14 protein-coding genes and 4 pseudogenes are annotated in these 19,781 nt (G+C 51.1%); 11 read left to right on the top strand and 7 right to left on the bottom strand.

Translation table 11 applies throughout. The features are described 5' to 3' along the window. Positions 1–34: 34 nt before the first annotated feature. The gene (locus HS1genome_RS10775) at positions 35–388 is read right to left on the bottom strand and encodes a winged helix-turn-helix transcriptional regulator (protein ID WP_126451056.1); all 354 of its coding nucleotides are present in this window, start codon (positions 386–388) and stop codon (positions 35–37) included. 95 nt (positions 389–483) lie between these two features. Here HS1genome_RS10775 and HS1genome_RS10770 point away from each other — a divergent pair, with 95 nt between their 5' ends. Further along, positions 484–1,218, top strand: coding sequence for a lipoate--protein ligase family protein (locus HS1genome_RS10770; RefSeq protein ID WP_126451055.1), 735 nt, complete (start codon positions 484–486; stop codon positions 1,216–1,218). A 13-nt stretch (positions 1,219–1,231) separates the two neighbouring features. On the opposite strand, the gene HS1genome_RS10765 is transcribed toward HS1genome_RS10770, so the two are convergent. The 3 genes and pseudogenes from HS1genome_RS10765 to HS1genome_RS10755 all read right to left on the bottom strand — a co-directional run bounded on the left by HS1genome_RS10765 (position 1,232) and on the right by HS1genome_RS10755 (position 3,116). Beyond that, complete coding sequence (locus HS1genome_RS10765; RefSeq protein WP_126451054.1) at positions 1,232–2,032, bottom strand: lipoate--protein ligase family protein; 801 nt, start codon at positions 2,030–2,032, stop codon at positions 1,232–1,234. Next, positions 2,013–2,878 (bottom strand): annotated as a pseudogene (locus HS1genome_RS10760) (lipoyl synthase). The gene HS1genome_RS10765 and the pseudogene HS1genome_RS10760 overlap by 20 nt, the downstream one beginning before the upstream one ends. Beyond that, positions 2,868–3,116, bottom strand: a complete 249-nt coding sequence (locus HS1genome_RS10755; protein ID WP_126451053.1) for a biotin/lipoyl-containing protein — start codon at positions 3,114–3,116, stop codon at positions 2,868–2,870. The pseudogene HS1genome_RS10760 and the gene HS1genome_RS10755 overlap by 11 nt, the downstream one beginning before the upstream one ends. A 703-nt stretch (positions 3,117–3,819) precedes the next feature. On the opposite strand from HS1genome_RS10755, the pseudogene HS1genome_RS10750 reads away from it, so the two are divergent. Both HS1genome_RS10750 and HS1genome_RS13395 read left to right on the top strand, forming a co-directional pair. Beyond that, positions 3,820–4,508: pseudogene (locus HS1genome_RS10750) on the top strand (ABC transporter ATP-binding protein). Beyond that, positions 4,505–6,120: pseudogene (locus HS1genome_RS13395) on the top strand (ABC transporter permease subunit). The pseudogenes HS1genome_RS10750 and HS1genome_RS13395 overlap by 4 nt, the downstream one beginning before the upstream one ends. A gap of 1 nt (position 6,121) precedes the next feature. Here HS1genome_RS13395 and HS1genome_RS10740 read toward each other — a convergent pair. Continuing rightward, positions 6,122–6,978, bottom strand: a pseudogene (locus HS1genome_RS10740) (NAD(P)-dependent oxidoreductase). A 914-nt stretch (positions 6,979–7,892) separates the two neighbouring features. Between HS1genome_RS10740 and HS1genome_RS10730 the strand changes: the two are divergent. From HS1genome_RS10730 to HS1genome_RS12365, 3 genes are all read left to right on the top strand, one after another. After that, a complete protein-coding gene (locus HS1genome_RS10730; RefSeq protein ID WP_126451051.1) occupies positions 7,893–8,594 on the top strand; it encodes an FKBP-type peptidyl-prolyl cis-trans isomerase in 702 nt (233 codons plus the stop codon). A 115-nt stretch (positions 8,595–8,709) separates the two neighbouring features. Then, positions 8,710–8,949 carry a hypothetical protein gene (locus HS1genome_RS12370; protein ID WP_197721492.1) on the top strand — a complete coding sequence of 80 codons (240 nt, stop codon included), beginning with the start codon at positions 8,710–8,712 and terminating at the stop codon, positions 8,947–8,949. Next, on the top strand, positions 8,949–9,263 hold the full coding sequence (locus HS1genome_RS12365) for a hypothetical protein (protein WP_197721491.1): 315 nt from the start codon (positions 8,949–8,951) through the stop codon (positions 9,261–9,263). The genes HS1genome_RS12370 and HS1genome_RS12365 overlap by 1 nt, the downstream gene beginning before the upstream one ends. 661 nt (positions 9,264–9,924) lie before the next feature. Here HS1genome_RS12365 and HS1genome_RS10720 read toward each other — a convergent pair. After that, a complete protein-coding gene (locus tag HS1genome_RS10720) occupies positions 9,925–11,226 on the bottom strand; it encodes a radical SAM protein (RefSeq protein ID WP_126451050.1) in 1,302 nt (433 codons plus the stop codon). Between the two features lie 458 nt (positions 11,227–11,684). Between HS1genome_RS10720 and HS1genome_RS10715 the strand changes: the two genes are divergently transcribed. From HS1genome_RS10715 to HS1genome_RS10695, 5 genes are all read left to right on the top strand, one after another. Continuing rightward, entirely contained in the window at positions 11,685–14,606 is a 2,922-nt protein-coding gene (locus tag HS1genome_RS10715) for a COG1361 S-layer family protein (RefSeq protein WP_126451049.1), read from the top strand. Positions 14,607–14,633: 27 nt separating this feature from the next. Beyond that, positions 14,634–15,227, top strand: a complete 594-nt coding sequence (gene udg, locus HS1genome_RS10710) for a type-4 uracil-DNA glycosylase (RefSeq protein ID WP_126451048.1) — start codon at positions 14,634–14,636, stop codon at positions 15,225–15,227. A gap of 1 nt (position 15,228) precedes the next feature. Then, the gene (locus tag HS1genome_RS10705) at positions 15,229–16,008 is read left to right on the top strand and encodes an SDR family oxidoreductase (RefSeq protein WP_126451047.1); all 780 of its coding nucleotides are present in this window, start codon (positions 15,229–15,231) and stop codon (positions 16,006–16,008) included. Between the two features lie 112 nt (positions 16,009–16,120). Beyond that, positions 16,121–17,590: an ATP-dependent nuclease gene (locus tag HS1genome_RS10700; protein ID WP_126451046.1), complete on the top strand. Its 1,470-nt coding sequence runs from the start codon at positions 16,121–16,123 to the stop codon at positions 17,588–17,590. A gap of 5 nt (positions 17,591–17,595) precedes the next feature. Continuing rightward, a complete protein-coding gene (locus HS1genome_RS10695) occupies positions 17,596–17,865 on the top strand; it encodes a TIGR00304 family membrane protein (RefSeq protein ID WP_126451045.1) in 270 nt (89 codons plus the stop codon). Positions 17,866–18,486: 621 nt separating this feature from the next. Here the strand turns inward: HS1genome_RS10695 and HS1genome_RS10690 are convergent. Then, complete coding sequence (locus HS1genome_RS10690) at positions 18,487–19,752, bottom strand: Glu/Leu/Phe/Val family dehydrogenase (RefSeq protein WP_126451044.1); 1,266 nt, start codon at positions 19,750–19,752, stop codon at positions 18,487–18,489. Between the last annotated feature and the right edge of the window lie 29 nt (positions 19,753–19,781).

Genomic DNA, 19,781 nt, shown 5'->3' with positions numbered 1-19,781 from the left:
CACTAGTCAGCTTATCTAAGAATAAAGTTTCCCCTCAAGAGGTCGCCGTCGGACTGTCTGCGCTAAATCGCTCCCACTTTTCAAGCCACTTCCCGAGTTCCCTTAAAATGGTGTTAAGGTCAGCTCCTTTCTCGGTCAGGGAGTACCTCACAGCGAACGGCCTCGTATTAACCACTTCCCTCTTCACTATCCCCTCTTCCTCCAGCGACTTTAGGACCGAACTTAGAGTCTTGGAGCTCAACCTAGTCACTCGGAGCAACTGATTAAAACCCATGGGCTCGTCCAACAAGTACCTAACCACCAGCAACTTCGGTTCAGATCCTAAAGTCCTTATGGCTCTGACAATGGGACAGACGTCCTGTTTCTCTTCTAATCGTTCACCAGCCACAGGTGATTGTAACGAACTACATTATTAATTTCACGTTCCTATGGAAAACTCTTCTGGGAGAACCTTTTAATTTCCTTCTCCCTCCCCATTCATTGTTGAGGCTCAAAGTAGCCTACACGTCCATAGAGGATCCCTACTTGAACTTAGCCCTCGACGAGGTCGCGGTAAGACGTTTCCTTGAGCCTTTTCTGAGGATTTGGATGAACTCTGAGGCAGTGGTGATGGGCGTTAGCAGCTCCTTATCGGCTGAGGTGAATCTCAGTGAGGTTAGACGGGAAGGTGTACCCCTCGCCAGGAGGTTCAGTGGAGGGGGTACGGTGTTCCACGATAGTGGAAACCTCAACTACTCGATAGTCGTTCCTAGGAGCCTAGTCGGGGACTGGGGACCAGAGCTACTCTACGGTAGGCTACTCACGGCCGTACTTAAGGCATTGATGAACTTGGGGGCAGAGCCGGAAGTCAGGAACCAGACGGACGTAGTAGTGAAGGGAAGGAAAGTGTCAGGGAACGCTGGTTATTTCACTTCCACCTCAAACCTCCTCCACGGAACCGTGCTCCTTAGTTCTAACCTGGATAAGATGCGTAGACTACTTAGGATCCCTCCGCTCAATGCTAAATCCACCGCGGATCCGGTGAAGTACAGAGTGGGTAACCTGATCGACCTAGTGGGTAGAAGGGTAAAGATGGAGGAAGTGCGAGTGGCGTTGGTGAGTTCCTTCTCCGAGCTTCTCGGGCTAAGGACGGAGGAGTGTGAGCTCGACGAGGAAGTGGCCGAGGCAAAGAAATTAGTTAGTAAATACAGGGATCCTAGCTTTATCTTTAGGAAGTGAGAGTCTATTGGAGTTAGTTATGCTGCGGGAAGTCGTTTTCCTGACCCCTTAAGTTCCACTCTTCCCTAGAGTACTTAGTCCTCATGAGCTTATGGGCAAGTTCGACTTCTTTTTTGCTCGGTTCAGCGAATCTGCCCTCCTCCCCTAGGACTTCTTTGAAACTCTTCACCAATGCGTTAATCACCACTTCCTCCTTAACTTCGCTGAGAACCTCCCTAAGCGAGGTCACCTTGGAGGATAGGGTCTGTGGTGTAGCCCCTGGAGTTCTTATTAACCTGATCCATACAGCTGGGGTAAAGTTCAGCAGAAGTGTTCCGTGTTGTAGAACGTTGCCTAACCTAAGCTGGGCACTTCCTGATATCTTCCTTCCCCTTACGAGGACGTCACTAGAACCCGTCCTCATATAGCATAAGTTGTCCTTGCCTGATCCAAGTCCTCCCTTAACGCCGACCTCAATGCCCAACGACTCCACGGCCCTCGCCACTCCCTTCGCTATTGCAGCCGCGGATTCGGGCACCTCGAGTTTGGCCAGTGGGTGTTCCTTGGAGAGCACTACACTGTAAGTCAGCTCCTCCCAGTGGAGTAACGCCCCTCCACCTGTAGGTCGCCTAACTACGACTCCGCCGAACTTCTCGATTTCTTCCAAGTCGATCGCATCAGCTGGTTGTCCACGACCCAGGGATACTCCTGGAGGAGACCACTTGTATATCCTCAACGTATCGTAATCGACCTCACCTCTCAGCAAGAGGAGGGCTTCGTCCATGGCCATGTTGTACGCCGGGTGCCTCGGGCCGTCAACGACGATCCTCAGCAATACCCATCGCCCTCAGATAAGCCTCTTTGGCCCTGTACGACGTCCTCGCCAAGGGAGACGCCACGACAGCCCTGAAGCCCAAGCCCGTCGCTATCTTAGCTAACTCCTCGAACTCCTGATTCGAATACCTCTTAGCTACAGGTACCTGCTTCGACCCAGGCCTTAGGTATTGAGAAATAACCAATATGTCAACACCGACCTCCCTCAGTTCCTTCATAGCTTCTATCACTTCTGACACCTTCTCTCCTAGTCCTAAGAGGATTGAGGACTTAGTCAGGGGAACTCCAGCCTTCTTTGCCTCCCTCAAAACCTTCAGGCTTTGGTCGAAAGAGGCCCTACCGTCCCTAACGGTTGGACTTATCCTCCTGACTGTCTCGACGTTATGAGCCAGGACGTCAACTCCAGCTCCTATTACTGTTACTAAGGCATTGAGATCTCCCCTAAAATCAGGCACCAAGACCTCCACTTTCACTCTGGGATTTAGTGCCTTGATCTCCCTTACGGCCTTCGCAAGGTGGGACGCTCCCCCGTCAGGCAAATCGTCCCTGTCTACAGAAGTTAATGTGACGTAGTCCAGACCCATCTCTTTCACTACCTTCGCCAACCTGATCGGTTCTTGTGGGTCTAGTGGGGAGGGCTTACCCTTCATCACGTAACAAAACCGGCACCCCGAGTGCAAATCTCCCCCATTAGCATGAAAGTCGCGGTTCCCTCACTCCAACACTGAGATATGTTGGGGCACAGGGCCTCTTCGCAGACGGTTCTTACGTTGGACCTGAGCACAACTTCGGTGATTTCTTTCGCCAGACCTGCTCTCACCCTAAGCGTGGGCTTACTAGTCAACATCCACCACCGCGATGAGGTCTCCGGGTCCCACGGTCTCCCCCTCTATCACCTTCACATCCTTCACCTTCCCTCTGAAAGGCGACTCCACCCTGAGTACCGCCTTCTCGATTTCGATTTCCGCAACCACGTCTCCCTCTTCCACTTGTTCACCTCTCTTAACCATCACCGCCACGATTTGTCCCTTCCAGTCATTCCTCCTGGGCCAAACGTCCTCCGGTACCTTAACCTCTCTAAGCACCTATGCAAGTTTCAGAGGGGTGATTTAACCGTAACTTCCGTGAAGGCCGGCAGCGCATTCATCAAGCGTAGTCTAACCTCGTGAAATTTCGTTCCTCCACCTTTACGTCCTCTTTCACTGGTTAACTGGAGAGTCCTAGGGCTCCTCTCATCTTAACGAGGGTTAATGGGATGGAAGCTCCTCGCGTAGGGACGAGGACGGCCTCTATTTTAACTTTACGGGGGTCAAGGGGACGGAAGTCCCCTTCCGTGACGGTGGACAGCCCCCCTCGTAGAAACGTTTTGTGATAAAAAACCCAGTGTTTCCCAGACCTAACTGAAAGAGCTGGGTCGCACCCTCGGGACTGGGGGAACTCACGCCCGTGGAGAGGAAACCCTCCGTGACCTCCCTTCCACGCTGTTCACAGAAAGGTTCCACGGAACCTCCGCTACGGACGTGGATCGAGGTTCCTCCGAGAAGCAGGAAGTCTCCATGGCGAGGTGGACACGCTCCTTCCGTGATGGTGGGGTAAGTTCATAGTATTCTACTTGCCATAATATCAATAAAAACACCTAGATTCGCCTCCTCCTTAATTCGTCAGGAAAAGCTTAAAGGAAATCCAAGGAGAAGAGGGTCGAAGGGTGGTTCGGTTGGAACAATACTGAAGGCCACCAACGTAACGTACTCCTATAACCGTACTTATACGGTGTTTAAGGACATCGATATAGAGGTGCCCGAGGACGCCTTAGTGGCTATAGTCGGGCCATCGGGTATAGGTAAGTCCACACTCCTACGGATATTGGGGGCTTCCTGAGGCCGGACGAAGGAGAAGTTACGCTTATGGGGAACCCGGTGACCGAACCCACGCCCGAAATAGCGTTAGTTCATCAGTCCATAGTTACGTTCCCGTGGATGACGGCTCTAGAGAATGTAATGCTTGGACTCAAGGCAAAGAAGGTTCCCAAGAGGGAAGCGGAGAAGGTAGCGAGAAGGATGCTTGAGTTGGTCGGCCTACAAGGCTTCGAAAACTTCTACCCCAAAGAGATGAGCGGTGGTATGCGCCAACGTGTCGCAATAGCTAGAGCCTTAGCCGCTGATCCCCTAGTTCTTCTCATGGATGAGCCTTTCTCTCACTTGGACGAACTAACGGCTGAGGGGCTCAGGCAAGACATCTACCAGATGCTCTTCAGCTCTGACACGACGTTGAAAGCAGCGGTGCTCGTCTCCCACAACCTCAACGAGGTGCTCGAGTTGGCTGACATAGTGTACGTCCTCAATGGTCTTCCCGCTTCCGTTGTGGGTAAGGTGAACGTGGACATAACAAGGCCTCGGTCTCCGAAGGATCCCAAGTTCGAGGAATACCTCGACTCTCTCTACAAACTCCTCACTCCAGTTAAGGTGAAGCGAATTTGATTTCTCTGATAATCCTAGCATCCTTAGCCACTACGGCTAGGGTTTTAGGACTCACTGCCCTCTCAGTGGTGATCGGGTGGCTACTATGTTACATTGCGGTGAGAAACAGGATAGCCGAGAACGTCTTTGTCTCGCTGGTGGAGGTCCTCGAGTCTGTCCCAGTTATCTCATTCTTTCCAATAGTGCTCCTCATTTTCGTAGAAAGAATAGGGGGTCCCTTAGGAGTTGAGCTTGCGGCCGACTTCCTCGTCTTCACAGCCGTGGTTTGGAACATTTGGATGGGCATCTACCAGGCCTACAAGACTATCCCTAAGGAAATGTTGGAAGTTGTCGAGAACTACAGATACGGGGTACTAGGAAAATTGGTGAAAGCTTACATACCCTTCTCAATGCCTCGGGTGGCGGCGAACTTGTTCCCTAGTGTGGCAGATGGTTTCTTCTACATAACCGTTAGTGAGGTCTTCAGTATAGGAACGGTCAGCTACGGAACGTTCGGCATCGGGACACTAGTGGACACATTCGTATCTAGAGGACAGACTTCCATGGTGGAGCTTTCGATATTGGTAATGGCTGTGATAGTAGCGGGTGTAACCTTAGGTCTGAGGGAGCTAAGCAAATACGTCGTGGCAAAGTACGCGTTGGATACTGACGTTCCCATCGCTAGGAGGGGGAGATTCAGACTCAGGTATTCCGCGAGACTCTCGGCCTTAATGGAAAGTACCCCCTCATAAGGGTAGCCAAGTACTCTAGAGCTTTGGGCGCAAGAGTCGTACACCACAGGGAGAGATCCTCGCGGAGGAACTCCAAGTGGCCTTGGTATTTGGGAGCTGGGATTTCCCTTGCACTCCTAGGAGCGATCTTGTACGGTGCTGTGAGCACGGTGATCTCCGTTCCTACGACTGAGTGGGGAAAGCTCATAACACTTACTCCTTCTCTTCTTATAGACTTAGGATACGACTACCTGAGGGTGGCCGTGATAAGCTTAGTCTCTGTTGTTATAGCGATAACCTTAGGCTATTACCTTGCCGTGAACGCTAAGGCCGAGCGGCTGTTAATTCCTGTAATGCAGGCACTCCTCGCCATACCTGCTCCACTCTACTTCCCGTTGCTAGTTGGATTCAGTCTACCTTGGCTCTCGCACATCCTAGGTTGGCTATCCGCAGAGTTCTACGTCCTCCTCATGGGGTTCGTGAGCGCTTTCTATTACGTTTTCTTCAGCTTCTGGATAGGAGTGAAGTCAATTCCACAGGAGTACTGGGAGTTGACCAGGAACATTCGTTTGGGATTTTGGACGAAGATGAGGAAAATAGTTTTACCCTCCGCATTTCCCTACATGGTCGCTGGGCTCTCCTCCACCATAGACAGCATCTGGGGAGGCCTTACAATAGCCGAATATTGGCCTGATCTCCTCAAGGGTTACACTTTGACTGTGCATCACGGTCTAATGGCCTTCTTGGATCAACAGACCACCCACGGAAACCTCTCCGCGTCTGCCTGGGCGTCTTTAGTGTTCGGACTAGTTGTGGTAACTTTCTCAATCCTCTTTACTAGGAGAATGATGGATCTGGCTAGAAAGAAGTACGTCATGGAGGAGGGAATATTCGCTGCCTGAGCTACTTACTCTTCTTATAGATCTCGTAGATAGATGAGAAGTCCCGCTCAGCCATGCCTGACGCTTCTGCGAGTCTGTAAAGCTGCAGCGCCAGCGACGACATGGGAACGAATAGTCCTAGCCTCTGAGCCTCTCCCTGCACGATCTCTAGGTCCTTCCGCATGTGTTTTGTGGCGAATTGCGTAGAGTAATCCTCGGTTCTCAATTTCGGGGCCTTTAACTCCGAGGTGGGCGACCTAACGCTGCTTAGTTGAGTGAGGATCCTCTCTACTTGCTCCTTGCTTAATCCCGCTTTAACACCCAAGTTGAAGGCCTCGGCAAGAGCCGCAACGTAGGTACCCACCATCAAGTTATTCACCAACTTGGAATAGAGTCCTGACCCGTTTCCACCGAAGTAAACTACAGCAGAGGCCGTGTGTTTAAGGAGATCCTCGACCAACTCTCTCTTCTCTTCTGGACCTCCAAGTAGTACTACCAATTTCCTTTGTTGAGCGAAGATCGAGGTTCCTACGACAGGAGCATCGTACATAACTCCTCCAGCCCCCTCACTTCTTCGGCTAATTGAATTGAGAGAGATGGGGATATTGTAGACATATCTACGAGGATCTTACCCTTGAGGTAAGCGAGCACACTCCTTACAAAGTCCCTGACTGCCGAGTCGTCGGAAAGCATGGTGATTACCACATCACTCTCGGCAGCAAGTTCCCTCATCTCTAACGCCTCTACCTTAAATGTTGTGGCGAATTCCCTCGCCTTACTCTGTGTTCTGTTGGCCACGTAGCTGAGTTTTCCAGCCGAAGCAAGGTTTGCTGCGATGGGCCAGCCCATCACACCTAGACCCACTAATCCGACTTTCATGACATGTGGTGAGGAGGGCCTCAATTTAACTCTACGGGGACCGAGAGGGTGGGGCTTCGTCAGCTAACGGTTATCTTAGAGCTATGCATTTAGTCGAAGTTACAAAAATTGGGGTTAAGGGGGCGGAAAGCCTCGCCCTTCACGGCGGGGACGGATAGCCCCCTCATATTTATACTTCTTTGTGAAATTTCTCTTAGTGGTACTAACGACGCTCCTCCCCAGCTCGATCGAAGGTTTAATGGGACTGTGGGAGGAGCAACCATCGTCTCTCTTCTCCCTTAAGGGACTAGAGCTTTGCGATGAAAGTCCCCTCCTCTTCAAATGGGAGTGGATCTCTGATCCACTCGACTGCCCACCAAACGAGACATGTAATCCCGAACCGATGGTGGGAACGACGATCCCTCTGAGAGGGAACCATCGCCCTTCCAGGGCGGTGAGAAAGTCAGAAAATGATGAAAGCCTCACTCTTCAGGGCTGAGAGTAAGTCAGACTCGAGACTGGGGTTCGCACCTATAGGGAGACTCTTCGTAATCCTCTCCGTAGAACGTATCGAAGAATGGTCCGTTTGACCTTCGCTACAGATTAAGGAGGTCCAGATTAGTGGGGTAAGGAAATTCTAACTGTGAGGATGTCCCTTCCGTCAATGTGAGGGAGTTTAAACCCACTCAAAGATAAACTCTCTCTAGATAGAGAACAGTCAAGTTCGCTGGAACATCCACATAGTCTGAAATGGTTTCCTGAGTCATCGTAGTAAGGATTTGGGAAATCTTAGTGCGTGAAATCTCGTCTATGAGGTTAGATAGTTCTTGTGGGATGGTGCTAAGGTGTTAAGGTGGGGGAACCTCGAGTAGGAGCAGTAAGGGCCAATTCCGCTAAACTTAAATTCAGGGCTACGGAGCTCGCGCTGAGGAAAGTTGTTCAAGGACGGAGATTTCATTTATATAGATTATACTTTGAAGATCAAGGACAACGGAAAGGTGGTTGACACTACTATTGAAGAGGAAGCTAAGAAGAACGAGATATACGAATCTGACAAGAAGTACTCCCCCCAGCTCGTTATACTAGGTGAACATAGGGTAATAAAGGGGTTAGAGGAAGGACTCTATAACCTTAACGTGGGGGACGAGGTTGAGTTAGAAGTCCCTCCAGAGAAAGGCTTCGGGGAGAGGGACCCTGGAAAGGTGAGGGTGGTCCCCCTTAGTGAGTTGAGGAGGCAAAAGGTGGATCCCTATCCTAACATGCTCCTTAGAATGGCAGACGGGGGGTACGCCACAGTCAAGAGCGTGAGTGGAGGAAGAGTTGTCCTAGATCTTAACCACCCTTATGCTGGGAAATCCTTAGTGTATAAGGTCAAGGTTGTGCGAGCCATCGAAGACAAGGCCGAGAAAGTGAAGGCACTACTCGCTAGATGGTTCGGCCTCGAGGCACCAGAGAAATTCAGTTTAGACTTGACAGAGAATTCGCTTAAAGTTAACGTTCCACTGGAGTACGTGTTAGTCGAAGACTTAGGACTAATGATGAGGATGTTCGCTAAGGACGTGCTCACTTTTATAGGACAGGAGATGGTAGTGGAGTTCACTGAAAAGTTCGATAAGTCGATTCTATCCTCGAAGTGAAGTTCCGAAAAGCCTAGCCTTAGTACGTTATATATCCCAACCTAAATTCTCAGGGAAAGAAATTATCTGTTAGGAAACTGATGAAAATAAATATATCGAAGACTATGAGTCACTCGTGGACTCTTCTCAAATTAGGGTTTTCACACCCTCCTCTCTGCTCTCGTTCTTCGTCCCAATATTAGCGCTAATATATGCTGTACTTGGGAGAAACTTCCTTTTCTTAGACTACGTGCACGTTATAACTGGTGGTACTTGGACTGGGATAGACCTCTTCATGGGGCTGGTGATGAGCAGGGTCCTAAGGTCATTGGACCCTGCCACCCGTTCCCAGATAATCATGAGGTTAACCCCCTGATGCTTCTCTTCATGCCTTCCTTGGCCGCCACTGCTATCACTGCTGGGATTTACCTAGCAACGGACATAGGTATCTTTACTTTGCATAACCCCTATGTCATAGCAGCGGGAATTGTAGTGCTCATCCTCGCAGTCCAGGGTTTTGGGATAATATTGCCAAACGAGGTTAGAATCTTTATGGAACTGAAGCGGGGTGCTATGGATAGGGATAAGATCGTGAAACTGGGTATGAGAAATGTTTATGTTTCAGGTAGCCAGGTAGTATTTCAGATAGCTATAATATTTATAATGGCAGTTCTAACTGTGGGAATTTGATTCCCAGAAGCTAAGGTAAGGACTTCCTGTTACTAAATCCTTGTGGTGTACGGAAAGTACTAGTGGAACTACTGTTAATACTTCTTGGGTCATGTCGACCGCCGTCCCGAGGAGCGCTGGGGACAGAATTGAAGATGCGAGGCTACATCGAGCTGCGGTGGGAACAATCAACACTCACTCCTGATCCCTCGCCAATGTAGAGGAAGTTCCTCAGGCACAAGGTACGGTAAGATGAAAACCATAATCTCTCGTCTACTAGATGTAGAGATTAGGTATGGAGGAGAAACCAAGAGATCGTCAGATGTAATATACTGGATCCACAGGCAGACACAACACCTTCAACGTTAGAGAGACCTGTCAAGGGAAGGTGAGGTTCGTCTTCCGAGGGAATTGTTAGTGTTTATGCCTGGCTCAAAAGTAGTGACTGGAAGCTCGAGGGTGTACACTTCTTGATTTTCGTGGAGAAAGGGAACCAGTGCCGTAGTTCTTGTGAAGTGGTTCGCTTCGAGAGCAGTAATTTGCTTATCTCTAGACAGTTACCGACGAGTTTGCGAAATGCTTATGAATCCAACTTAAAGGACTTTGACCTCCTCGGATAAGCGAGGATGCTCGAAACATGCAAGAGAACTCTTGTGATCTTTGGTAACACGATGATAGGGGATCACATATCCATGAACCCACTGGCTGGAACCTTCGACACTCCAGGCCCACCCTCACCCAGGCCACCCGGGTAGGGGAGTCCGTATCTTTTCCTAATCTCATGATACTTTAGGTATAACTTAACGTAATACTCAACGCTAGGTGGCTTGGCTCCCAGCCTCCCCAATATCGATCCAGGCTCTGGAGCCCACGTGTCAAACTTTGGAACCACTTCCCTACTCATTAGGAAGTCAAGCCCTTCTGCTGTAGATCTTAGGGCTTCATCGATCTTTTCGAACCTACGAGGTAGTCCTTCCGCATTCACAGCCTCCACTCCGGCGACGAAGTTGGGGCTCACGTTACCTACTCCGAACAGCTTGACCGAGTCGATCGTCCTCCTGATCCACTCGTCTCTCCCTACTACCCTATCCTTACCTGGACATATCATGGAGAAGAGTTTGGAGTCCCAGACCTCGATATTGGGATGGTAATAGTCTACACCTGCCTCGTAGAACTTGGACAAAATATTGGTTGGCACAGCTTGGACGTTTAACCTGAGCGGAAGCCTACCTGCCAGTAATTCTTCAGTCCTTCTCACGTAGTTCAGGTAAAACTGAGACTCCTCTAGCTGGTTTCTCATCGCTCCTCCGGTGATCAGGTATCTCTTCGTGTTAGGTGACTTAAACGCGATGTAGACGGCCTCTGCTACAAGCTCTGGGTTCACCTTAGTACCTAGTCCAGACCTCAAGTCACCCCACCACTTGAAGTTCTCATTGATATCGCAAAACTTGCATTGTTCCTTCCCCCAGTATTCACACACCCTGAAGACAGTAACGTCCACTGTTTCACCCCAGTAGATGGCAGGAGCAACTTCCTCCACCTTTAAACCTGAGGTCAAAAGCGAGCCGTAGTACTGTGGTTTTGGGGCGAAAGATACGTCTGCCAACCTACTCTCTCCCACCCTCAGGACTGTCCTCTCGTCTTCTACATCTACTAGAAATGGACTTCTCTCCGAATGTCTTCCCTGAATTACAGTTCTTCTTAGTCCCCATGGCCCACCCCAAACTGAGATCTCCTGAGGGATCACTCTTGCTCTTTTTCTCACTATGGAGGGTTCGTCTTTATCGAACGTGAAAAGGTAGTATGCCTTCTCCTGGTACTCTCCTCCTTTCTCTAATGCCTTGTCAGTGAATTTGATCCCATTCACAAGCAAGGTCTCCTTTAGTATTACTTCCTTTGGTACTTCGGGGAACCTGTCGAACAGTTCCTCCAAGTGAGAGACTTCCTCTGATCTCAAGTTATATCCGAACACACATTCGGACATTTCTCCTAAATATTTTATGCATAATATTGCGATCTGTCAGACCCTCACGTAAGAACCTTGCTTAATCCGGTTGGGGAGAGCTTCTGGAATCTTAATGAAGCATAATGGGTACGGCCTTCTAGTTGTTACTATACTTTCGGTGTTTACCCGCGGCGTAACTCATCCACCTCCAATTCCGCCCCGGCCACCCTTAAGGGATCGCAAACCCTCAAGTCCTCGGGGCCGGTGGAGGGGAGCACCACCCTCACCTTCCTCGTCCCCCACCCTCTCGAGAGGTGCCCGTCCTCGGTTCATGGGTAGTCGACTGAAGTCCTCGGGTGGCACTACGTGAACGCAACTCTCGACAAGGACGTTTAGGAGAGATTGAAAGCGTTTGGTTGTGCGAAGGTGCTATAGTCTCGTAAACGTGATTGGGAATAGATTTTTAATTCGATATATCGGTATCCCACAGGATCGCTATGAAGCTTAGATCGTTAATGTTGTTGGTGCCGATTCTTTTGGCCTCCTTGATTTTCGTACCTCAAACGACTGCTCAGGTAGAACACGTTCAAGCCTTCGGAGAGCCGGTGGAGGGAGTAATAGCGCCAGGTGAGACTGGTGCCCCCGTTAACTTCACTTTGATCAACGAGGGACCATACCCTCTCCTTGACGTTAACGTAACGGTCTTCAACGTTTCCCCATTCCGCAACTACAACTACGAGAACGGTTCACCTAGTTTCTACCTATCGTACTGGCCACCTGGAAGGGAGATCAGTTTCGTGGTGTTTCTCAGTGTAAGCGCCTCTGCGAAGCAGGGAGTCTACGAGGACAAGTTGGGGCTATCTTATATAGAGAACGTGACTAACGTGTTCTTTCCGGCCCAACAGGGACTGTTAGTCCCCATACCAGTTCTGGGTAGTGTGACCCTCAGCCTGGACAGCCTGTGGGGCTCCGTCAACAACCCGCTCGTTGTAGGACCAGGCCAGACCAACGTCCCGCTCACGGTGGTGGTCAAGAACACCGGCACGGTCACTGCGAGCAACGTGACGATCTACTTCCAGCACAGGGAGTACCCGCTCCTTCTCCAGCAGACCAACGCCACGGTAGGTTACGTCCCAGCCGGCCAGGAGAACGTGGGCACAGTCATGGCCAGCGTCTACCCCAACGTCACCACCGGAGTCTACTACGTGCCAGTCACAGTGCACTACTTCCAGCAGAACGTCACCGAGCTCCTGCCAGTCTACGTCGAGGGTAGTGTGACCCTCAGCCTGGACAGCCTGTGGGGCTCCGTCAACAACCCGCTCGTTGTAGGACCAGGCCAGACCAACGTCCCGCTCACGGTGGTGGTCAAGAACACCGGCACGGTCACTGCGAGCAACGTGACGATCTACTTCCAGCACAGGGAGTACCCGCTCCTTCTCCAGCAGACCAACGCCACGGTAGGTTACGTCCCAGCCGGCCAGGAGAACGTGGGCACAGTCATGGCCAGCGTCTACCCCAACGTCACCACCGGAGTCTACTACGTGCCAGTCACAGTGCACTACTTCCAGCAGAACGTCACCGAGCTCCTGCCAGTCTACGTCGAGGGTAGTGTGACCCTCAGCCTGGACAGCCTGTGGGGCTCCGTCAACAACCCGCTCGTTGTAGGACCAGGCCAGACCAACGTCCCGCTCACGGTGGTGGTCAAGAACACCGGCACGGTCACTGCGAGCAACGTGACGATCTACTTCCAGCACAGGGAGTACCCGCTCCTTCTCCAGCAGACCAACGCCACGGTAGGTTACGTCCCAGCCGGCCAGGAGAACGTGGGCACAGTCATGGCCAGCGTCTACCCCAACGTCACCACCGGAGTCTACTACGTGCCAGTCACAGTGCACTACTTCCAGCAGAACGTCACCGAGCTCCTGCCAGTCTACGTCGAGGGTAGTGTGACCCTCAGCCTGGACAGCCTGTGGGGCTCCGTCAACAACCCGCTCGTTGTAGGACCAGGCCAGACCAACGTCCCGCTCACGGTGGTGGTCAAGAACACCGGCACGGTCACTGCGAGCAACGTGACGATCTACTTCCAGCACAGGGAGTACCCGCTCCTTCTCCAGCAGACCAACGCCACGGTAGGTTACGTCCCAGCCGGCCAGGAGAACGTGGGCACAGTCATGGCCAGCGTCTACCCCAACGTCACCACCGGAGTCTACTACGTGCCAGTCACAGTGCACTACTTCCAGCAGAACGTCACCGAGCTCCTGCCAGTCTACGTCGAGGGTAGTGTGACCCTCAGCCTGGACAGCCTGTGGGGCTCCGTCAACAACCCGCTCGTTGTAGGACCAGGCCAGACCAACGTCCCGCTCACGGTGGTGGTCAAGAACACCGGCACGGTCACTGCGAGCAACGTGACGATCTACTTCCAGCACAGGGAGTACCCGCTCCTTCTCCAGCAGACCAACGCCACGGTAGGTTACGTCCCAGCCGGCCAGGAGAACGTGGGCACAGTCATGGCCAGCGTCTACCCCAACGTCACCACCGGAGTCTACTACGTGCCAGTCACAGTGCACTACTTCCAGCAGAACGTCACCGAGCTCCTGCCAGTGACTATCACTAGTCCCAACCTCACCGCTATCTTATATACAGTCCCGCCCGAGGTGTTCCCAGGGTTTTACGACGTACCTATAACTGCAGTCGTAGTAAACTACGGGGCAGCACTAGCGGAGAACGTCACGCTCTCTATATCCTCACCCTTTCAAATCGTTTCTCAGAATCCCGTCAAAATTGGAGCATTACCCTCTGGGGGTAGGGCAAACATCTCATTCGTATTCAACATACCTAACGACACTAAAGCCGGGATTTACTACTTTAACCTCACAGTTAGCTACGACGGAGGCCTTTACTCGCAACAGTATCCGTTGAAGCTCCAACCAAAGGCTAACGTGATAGTAACTAAGGTCTATCAGCCAGTCTTGAATCCCGGTACTTCCCAGGTAGGGATCACTCTAACTATAGAAAATGATGGACAAGCAAAGGCCCAGAACGTTAGAATAATTCTCAACCCTTCAGACGTAATCTATCCTTATGTCAGCACTTCCAATCCACTCTCAGCTTTGACGGCTAGTTCAGCTGGCATAGGGGACTTAGCCCCAGGCCAGGAGGTCAACGTCACCTTTGTAATAGACGTGGCGAGCGGTATAGCGCCTGGGACCTATACCGAGAGTGTTACAGCAGTGTGGAACCAGACTGGTTCCTTCGTGCCGTTCGCTCAAGCTTCTGACTTCAACGTCTATGTTTCTCCTCCATTGACACAAGTTTTACTTAGGGAACTCTCCAGCCCTCTCGTTATAGGAATCATAGTCGTGGCCGTAGTGGTAGTCGTGGGAGTAGTACTCTTCGGGAGTAATAAGAGGAGGAAGTGAGTTTTTTTCCCTCACCCTAGACTCTCTGTGTTGACTCTAGATCAGCTTAGGGCGGAGGTATTGGGCTGCAGTAGATGCCCACTTTGGAGGAGTAGGACCAACGCAGTCCCAGGTGAGGGCTCTAGAAGATGTCCCATGTTCGTCGGAGAAGCCCCAGGAGCTAACGAAGACGCGGAAGGGAGGCCTTTCGTTGGAGCGGCGGGCAAATTTCTGACTAAACTTATCGAGGATGTCCTGGGACTGAGCAGAACAGAGGTTTACATAACTAACTTAGTTAAGTGTAGACCACCTAAGAACAGGGAACCCACCCCAGAAGAAGAGGCTGCGTGTTGGTCTTATCTGGAACGGGAAATATCCCTGGTTAAGCCCACGATTCTAGTTACTTTAGGACGTCATTCGTCCGCCTATGTTCTATCGAGGGGCCAGATCAACTTCAAGTCCATAGAGTCGGTTAGGGGAAGAACCTTCAAGGTTAAGCTAGGGGAAGAAACCGCCACGGTCTTCCCCACTTACCATCCCGCCGCTGCTCTCTACAACCCTTCCCTGAAAGAGGAACTCGAATCCGACTTCAGAAAACTGAAAGCTTTCTTAGGAGGAGGACTAGAGAAGTACCTGATCTGAAATGGATTTGGGACTGTCGGGAAAAAAGGTAATTGTAACCGCCGCCAGCAGGGGGTTGGGGTTCGCCACAGCGAAGAGGTTCTTAGAGGAGGGGGCCACGGTGCTCGTCTCCTCCGACGATCAATCTAGGTTAGCCGAGGCCGTTACCTTACTTTCCAAATACGGACCAGTGAAGTCCATGAGGTGCGACCTCACAGATAAGGACCAAGTAGCCTCCCTTATAAGGGAGGGGACAGCCCAACTAGGAGGTCTCGATGTCTTGGCTTACGTCACCGGTAGCCCGCGGGCAGGCACCATAATGGACCTCAAGGACGACGACTGGGAATACGCCTTCAGACTCCTGCTCATGAGCGCCGTAGTGGCAGTGAGAGAATCGGCAAAGGTGATGGGCAAGGGAGGGAGAATCGTTCTCTCCACCTCCATGACCCTCAAGGAACCAGTGGATAACCTAGACTTATCCAATGTAGTGAGGATATCGCTGGCAGGACTCATCAGAAGCGTCGCCAGACAACTGGGTCCCAAAGGGATCCTCGTTAACGGAGTGATGCCAGGTTACGCCATGACAGACAGGGTGAGGGAATTAGTTAAGTTCAGGGCCAAGTCCAAAGCCATTACTGAGAAGGAGGCGGAGGAGGAAATGACAAAGAACATTCCGTTGGGCAGGATAGCTTCTCCTGAGGAGGTGGCCAACGTCATCGTTTTCTTGGCGTCGTCTCTTGCCACTTACGTCACTGGGGCTCTCATACCCGTAGACGGAGGATACTTGAGATCGAGCCTTTAAGTAGTACTGCCCATAATACCTCCTATTTCTTGAAGAAGAGAAATTGCCTTCTTTTTAGACGCCCAACCATTTTAACGCCTTGAACGGTAATACTCCATTGAAGTGAACACTCGTGAGGCTCACCAGCTTTCAGGCCACCAATTTCAGAGGACTCGCTGAAGTCAACCTGCCTCAGCTAGAGAAGTTTAACGTGGTGGTAGGATACAACGGAAGGGGGAAGACCAACTTGCTTTCAGCTGTCTACCTTTTCTTGAAGAACATGAAGGCCGGCCTCATGAGGGCTACTTTTGAAGATCCCGAGCAAGAGCAGGTTCTCCTATGGAAGGACTACGATGTGGATAAACCGATCACTCTCGCTGGGACAGTCCAACTTTCGCCGGCCGAGGTCGCTAGGGCCATTGGAAGGGAGGAGCCACTGAAGCTCACAATGTCCGTGAGGATATCCTACAAGTCCAAGGCGATGCAGTGGGAGCCCGAGACAGTCTTCATGAACGATAGACCCTTGAGCAGCGACGGCATAAGAGCCCTGGAGCCTGTGCTGGATTACGTTGCGACTCAGGTCGACTACGTCCCTATTTTCGACCAAGTCTACTTCGATTCTCTAATGAAAAGAATGGCGGAGCTCAACAGGTCCCCCATAAACTTGAAGAAGTACTGGTACGACTTCGTGAACTTGGTGAGCAAGACCGTCCCAGAGGTTAAGGGAATAGACTTCGCCGACTTCAAGAAACTCGTCATAAACATGCAAAGCCTTCCTGTCTACATAGACCTCACTGCTAGCGGCTTTCAAAGGGTGATAATGCTACTCTTCGTATTCTGGATGAGTCCAGGTAAGCTGGTGTTAGTGGAGGAACCTGAAGTCAACATGCATCCTTCCCTTCAGTACAAGATCCTCAAGCTGATCAGGGACTGGGCTGAGAAGGACATTTTACAGGTGATTACCACTACCCACTCACCTTACGTCTTACCGTTAGCTCAGGCGGTGATCGTCATGGAGAGGAAGGAGAACTCCTCTTACGCTTCAGTTGTCAGACTCGACGACGAGGTGAGGTCGACCATGACCTTCCTCGGCGTCTCTCCTGGGGACCTCTTCTTTAGTAACCACATCCTCCTCACAACTGGCCTCGTCGAGCCATCGGTAGTGAAGTATTGGATGGCCAAGGTGGGTGCAGATCCTGAGGAGCTAGGGATAAAGGTGTATAGGCTCAACAGCGAGGTTGACCTCAGGTTATGGAGGAAGTTGGAGGAGGCATTGAACCTGAGGGTGGTGGTGGTAGGAGATTGTAGAGAGGACTCCTCAGGTTGTGTAAGAATAGGGAGGGAGATGGAAAGCTACTTCAATAGGGAGTCGGTTGTGGGATCTTTGAGGAGAATAGGTATTGTACCGGAGGACAGAGAACTCAGGGATCTGAATAGGGACGAGTTAGTGAACTGGCTCCAATCAGTGTTCAAGAGGAGGGGGCTGAATTACGATTCATTGAGGGAGAGGGTCGGATCTCTAATAACTATGATGGACTCTGTCCAAGTGCCAACTGAGGTTGAGGTCCTCGCGAATAAGATAAAAACGGAGGGATTGAAGTAGATCCTATGGAACTACTGGAACTTGGGTTCGTCGTAGTTTTCTTGGGCTTCCTCCTGATATTTGCGGGTGTCATTTATGAGATCATAAAGGCTAGTAGAAGGAGTGAAGGGCGGAGCGAGGAATCGGAGGGGAAAGGGGAGTTCGGTGGGGTAATATTCGTTGGTCCAGTTCCGATAGTTTTCGGGAGCTCCAAGAGGATGGCGAAGTGGATGATAGTTGCAGCGGCAATTATAACCGCAGTATTGGTGTTTGTCTTCTTGATTCAGATTATATGAACGAAGCGAACAAACTCCGTACGGTGGATCTTCCACTTCATAGTTCCCATAGTCCTAAGGGAGATCTATCCTGATGGTGACACCATACGTCCGCATCCAGGAGATAGTCATTAGGTTGTATTCGTGAACCGTGACTTAAATATGCTTAGACGTCCATTCTCTCTACAAGGGCATATGTGACATTTACTAAACTTCCCAAAATTTACAAGAGAATTTCGTCTCCCGGTGGGGTCTCTCTTAATTGTCGTCTATCTGAACTCACCCCACCTTTACGGACTGGGCTTCCTGCTTCATAGCCTCACCTTGCCCGTAACGTGTGGGAAGGGGAGAATTCCTCAGGCACTGAGGACCGTCCCACCCCTGAGCACCGCCCGATCGGTCTGTGGCCACTAAGGGCCTTCTGACGGGGCGGAGGCGTACTTCACGGACCCTTGCTTTTAGGCGTCTCCGTGACGCCTACCTCGTCTGCGGCAATCGTCTAGATATTATCCTGGGAACTGATGTTTAAATGAGGGGGGTACATCTCCGCGAGAGGAGTCTTCCCTCAATTCCCATTAAGATACACATTAGAGTGAATAGAAAAGGACCCTACTCTAAAATGTGGATGTGAAGAAGCAATGGTCAGATGAGTCCCCTCATTCTCATAGCATTCACTACTCTTTGGACTGCTATTGACATGGACGCGGTCCTCAGGTCCTGATCACTCAATTTCTCGTACATTTTATACGTCTCCTCGAAGGCCTTCTCTAACCTAGACATTATGAGTTTCTTGGCTTCTTCTTCCTCCACTATTCCTCCCATCTTATTGTTGGCCCACTCCACGTAACTTCCCACTACCCCACCGGAGTTGGCCAGGATATCTGGGACTACTGGAATTCCCCTGGCCTTCATGACTATGTCGGCATCGGCCGTGAGAGGTCCGTTGGCTGCCTCAACAATAAGCTTCGCCTTCACTTGGTTTGCGTTGCCCTTGTGTATCACGTTTTCTATGGCTGCCGGGATGAGTATATCACATTCGGACACGAGTAATTGTTCGTTAGTGACTTTCCTCCCAGTGGGGTATTCAGTCACCGTGCCCTTCTCTCTCTCAACTGCCATGGCCCTCTCGTAATCTATACCTTTGGGATCTATTACTCCCCCCTTTACGTCGCTTACGCCTATCACTATGGCTCCCATTTCTTGAAGGAACTTGGCGGTGAAGGAACCTACGTTTCCGAAGCCTTGGATTATCACAGTTTTACCCTCTATCCCGCCTAGAAACTTCTTCGCAGCCATCCTGGCCACAGCGGAGACGCCCAATCCAGTGCTGTAGTTCCTAGTCTGTATGCCTCCCACCTCGTAGGGCTTGCCAGTGAAGGCAGCAAAGTCTATCTTACCGCTCAACTTGGTGTACTCGTCCAGGAACCACGCCATGGTCTGACTGTTGGTGTTGAGGTCGGGGGCAGGTATGTCCACTTCGCTCCCCAGGTATTTGTGAAGCTTCTCGACATAGTTCCTGGAAAGCTGCTCCAGCTCGGCCCTAGTAAGCTTTGATGGGTCCACCCTTATTCCTCCCTTACCTCCTCCGTAGGGAAGCTGGAGGAGGGAGTTCTTCCACGTCATCATCATCGATAAAGCAATCACCTCGTCCTGGGTAACGTTGGGGTGGTACCTTACGCCACCCTTGTATGGTCCTAGCGCGCTGTTGTGTTGGGACCTCCACCCTATGTAAGTCTTGACCTTACCGTCTGGGCCGACCACTTGTACCTTGACCTGAATCACCCTCTCTGGGGTAGAAAGGGACTCGAGCTCCTCGTTGGATAGACCCAGGAGTTCGCCGATGCGACTCAGTTTCTTCATCTGTTGGGTGTATAAACTAGCCGTGAGGACCTGTTGAACTTCCTGCATAATTCCCGTAATGCTGTCGGGATCTAAAA

Origin of the sequence: Sulfodiicoccus acidiphilus (assembly GCF_003967175.1) — an archaeon.
GTDB lineage: Archaea > Thermoproteota > Thermoprotei_A > Sulfolobales > Sulfolobaceae > Sulfodiicoccus > Sulfodiicoccus acidiphilus.
Note: the sequence above shows the minus strand (reverse complement) of the source record. Positions and strands in the feature narration are given on the sequence as shown.

Bases quoted from the DNA above. Each gene is read 5' to 3' on its own strand.
- HS1genome_RS12365 (WP_197721491.1), top strand. From the start codon at position 8,949: ATGCTTCTCTTCATGCCTTCCTTGGCCGCCACTGCTATCACTGCTGGG.
- HS1genome_RS10720 (WP_126451050.1), bottom strand. From the start codon at position 11,226: ATGTCCGAATGTGTGTTCGGATATAACTTGAGATCAGAGGAAGTCTCT.
- HS1genome_RS10715 (WP_126451049.1), top strand. From the start codon at position 11,685: ATGAAGCTTAGATCGTTAATGTTGTTGGTGCCGATTCTTTTGGCCTCC.
- HS1genome_RS10705 (WP_126451047.1), top strand. From the start codon at position 15,229: ATGGATTTGGGACTGTCGGGAAAAAAGGTAATTGTAACCGCCGCCAGC.
- HS1genome_RS10695 (WP_126451045.1), top strand. From the start codon at position 17,596: ATGGAACTACTGGAACTTGGGTTCGTCGTAGTTTTCTTGGGCTTCCTC.
- HS1genome_RS10690 (WP_126451044.1), bottom strand. From the start codon at position 19,752: ATGCAGGAAGTTCAACAGGTCCTCACGGCTAGTTTATACACCCAACAG.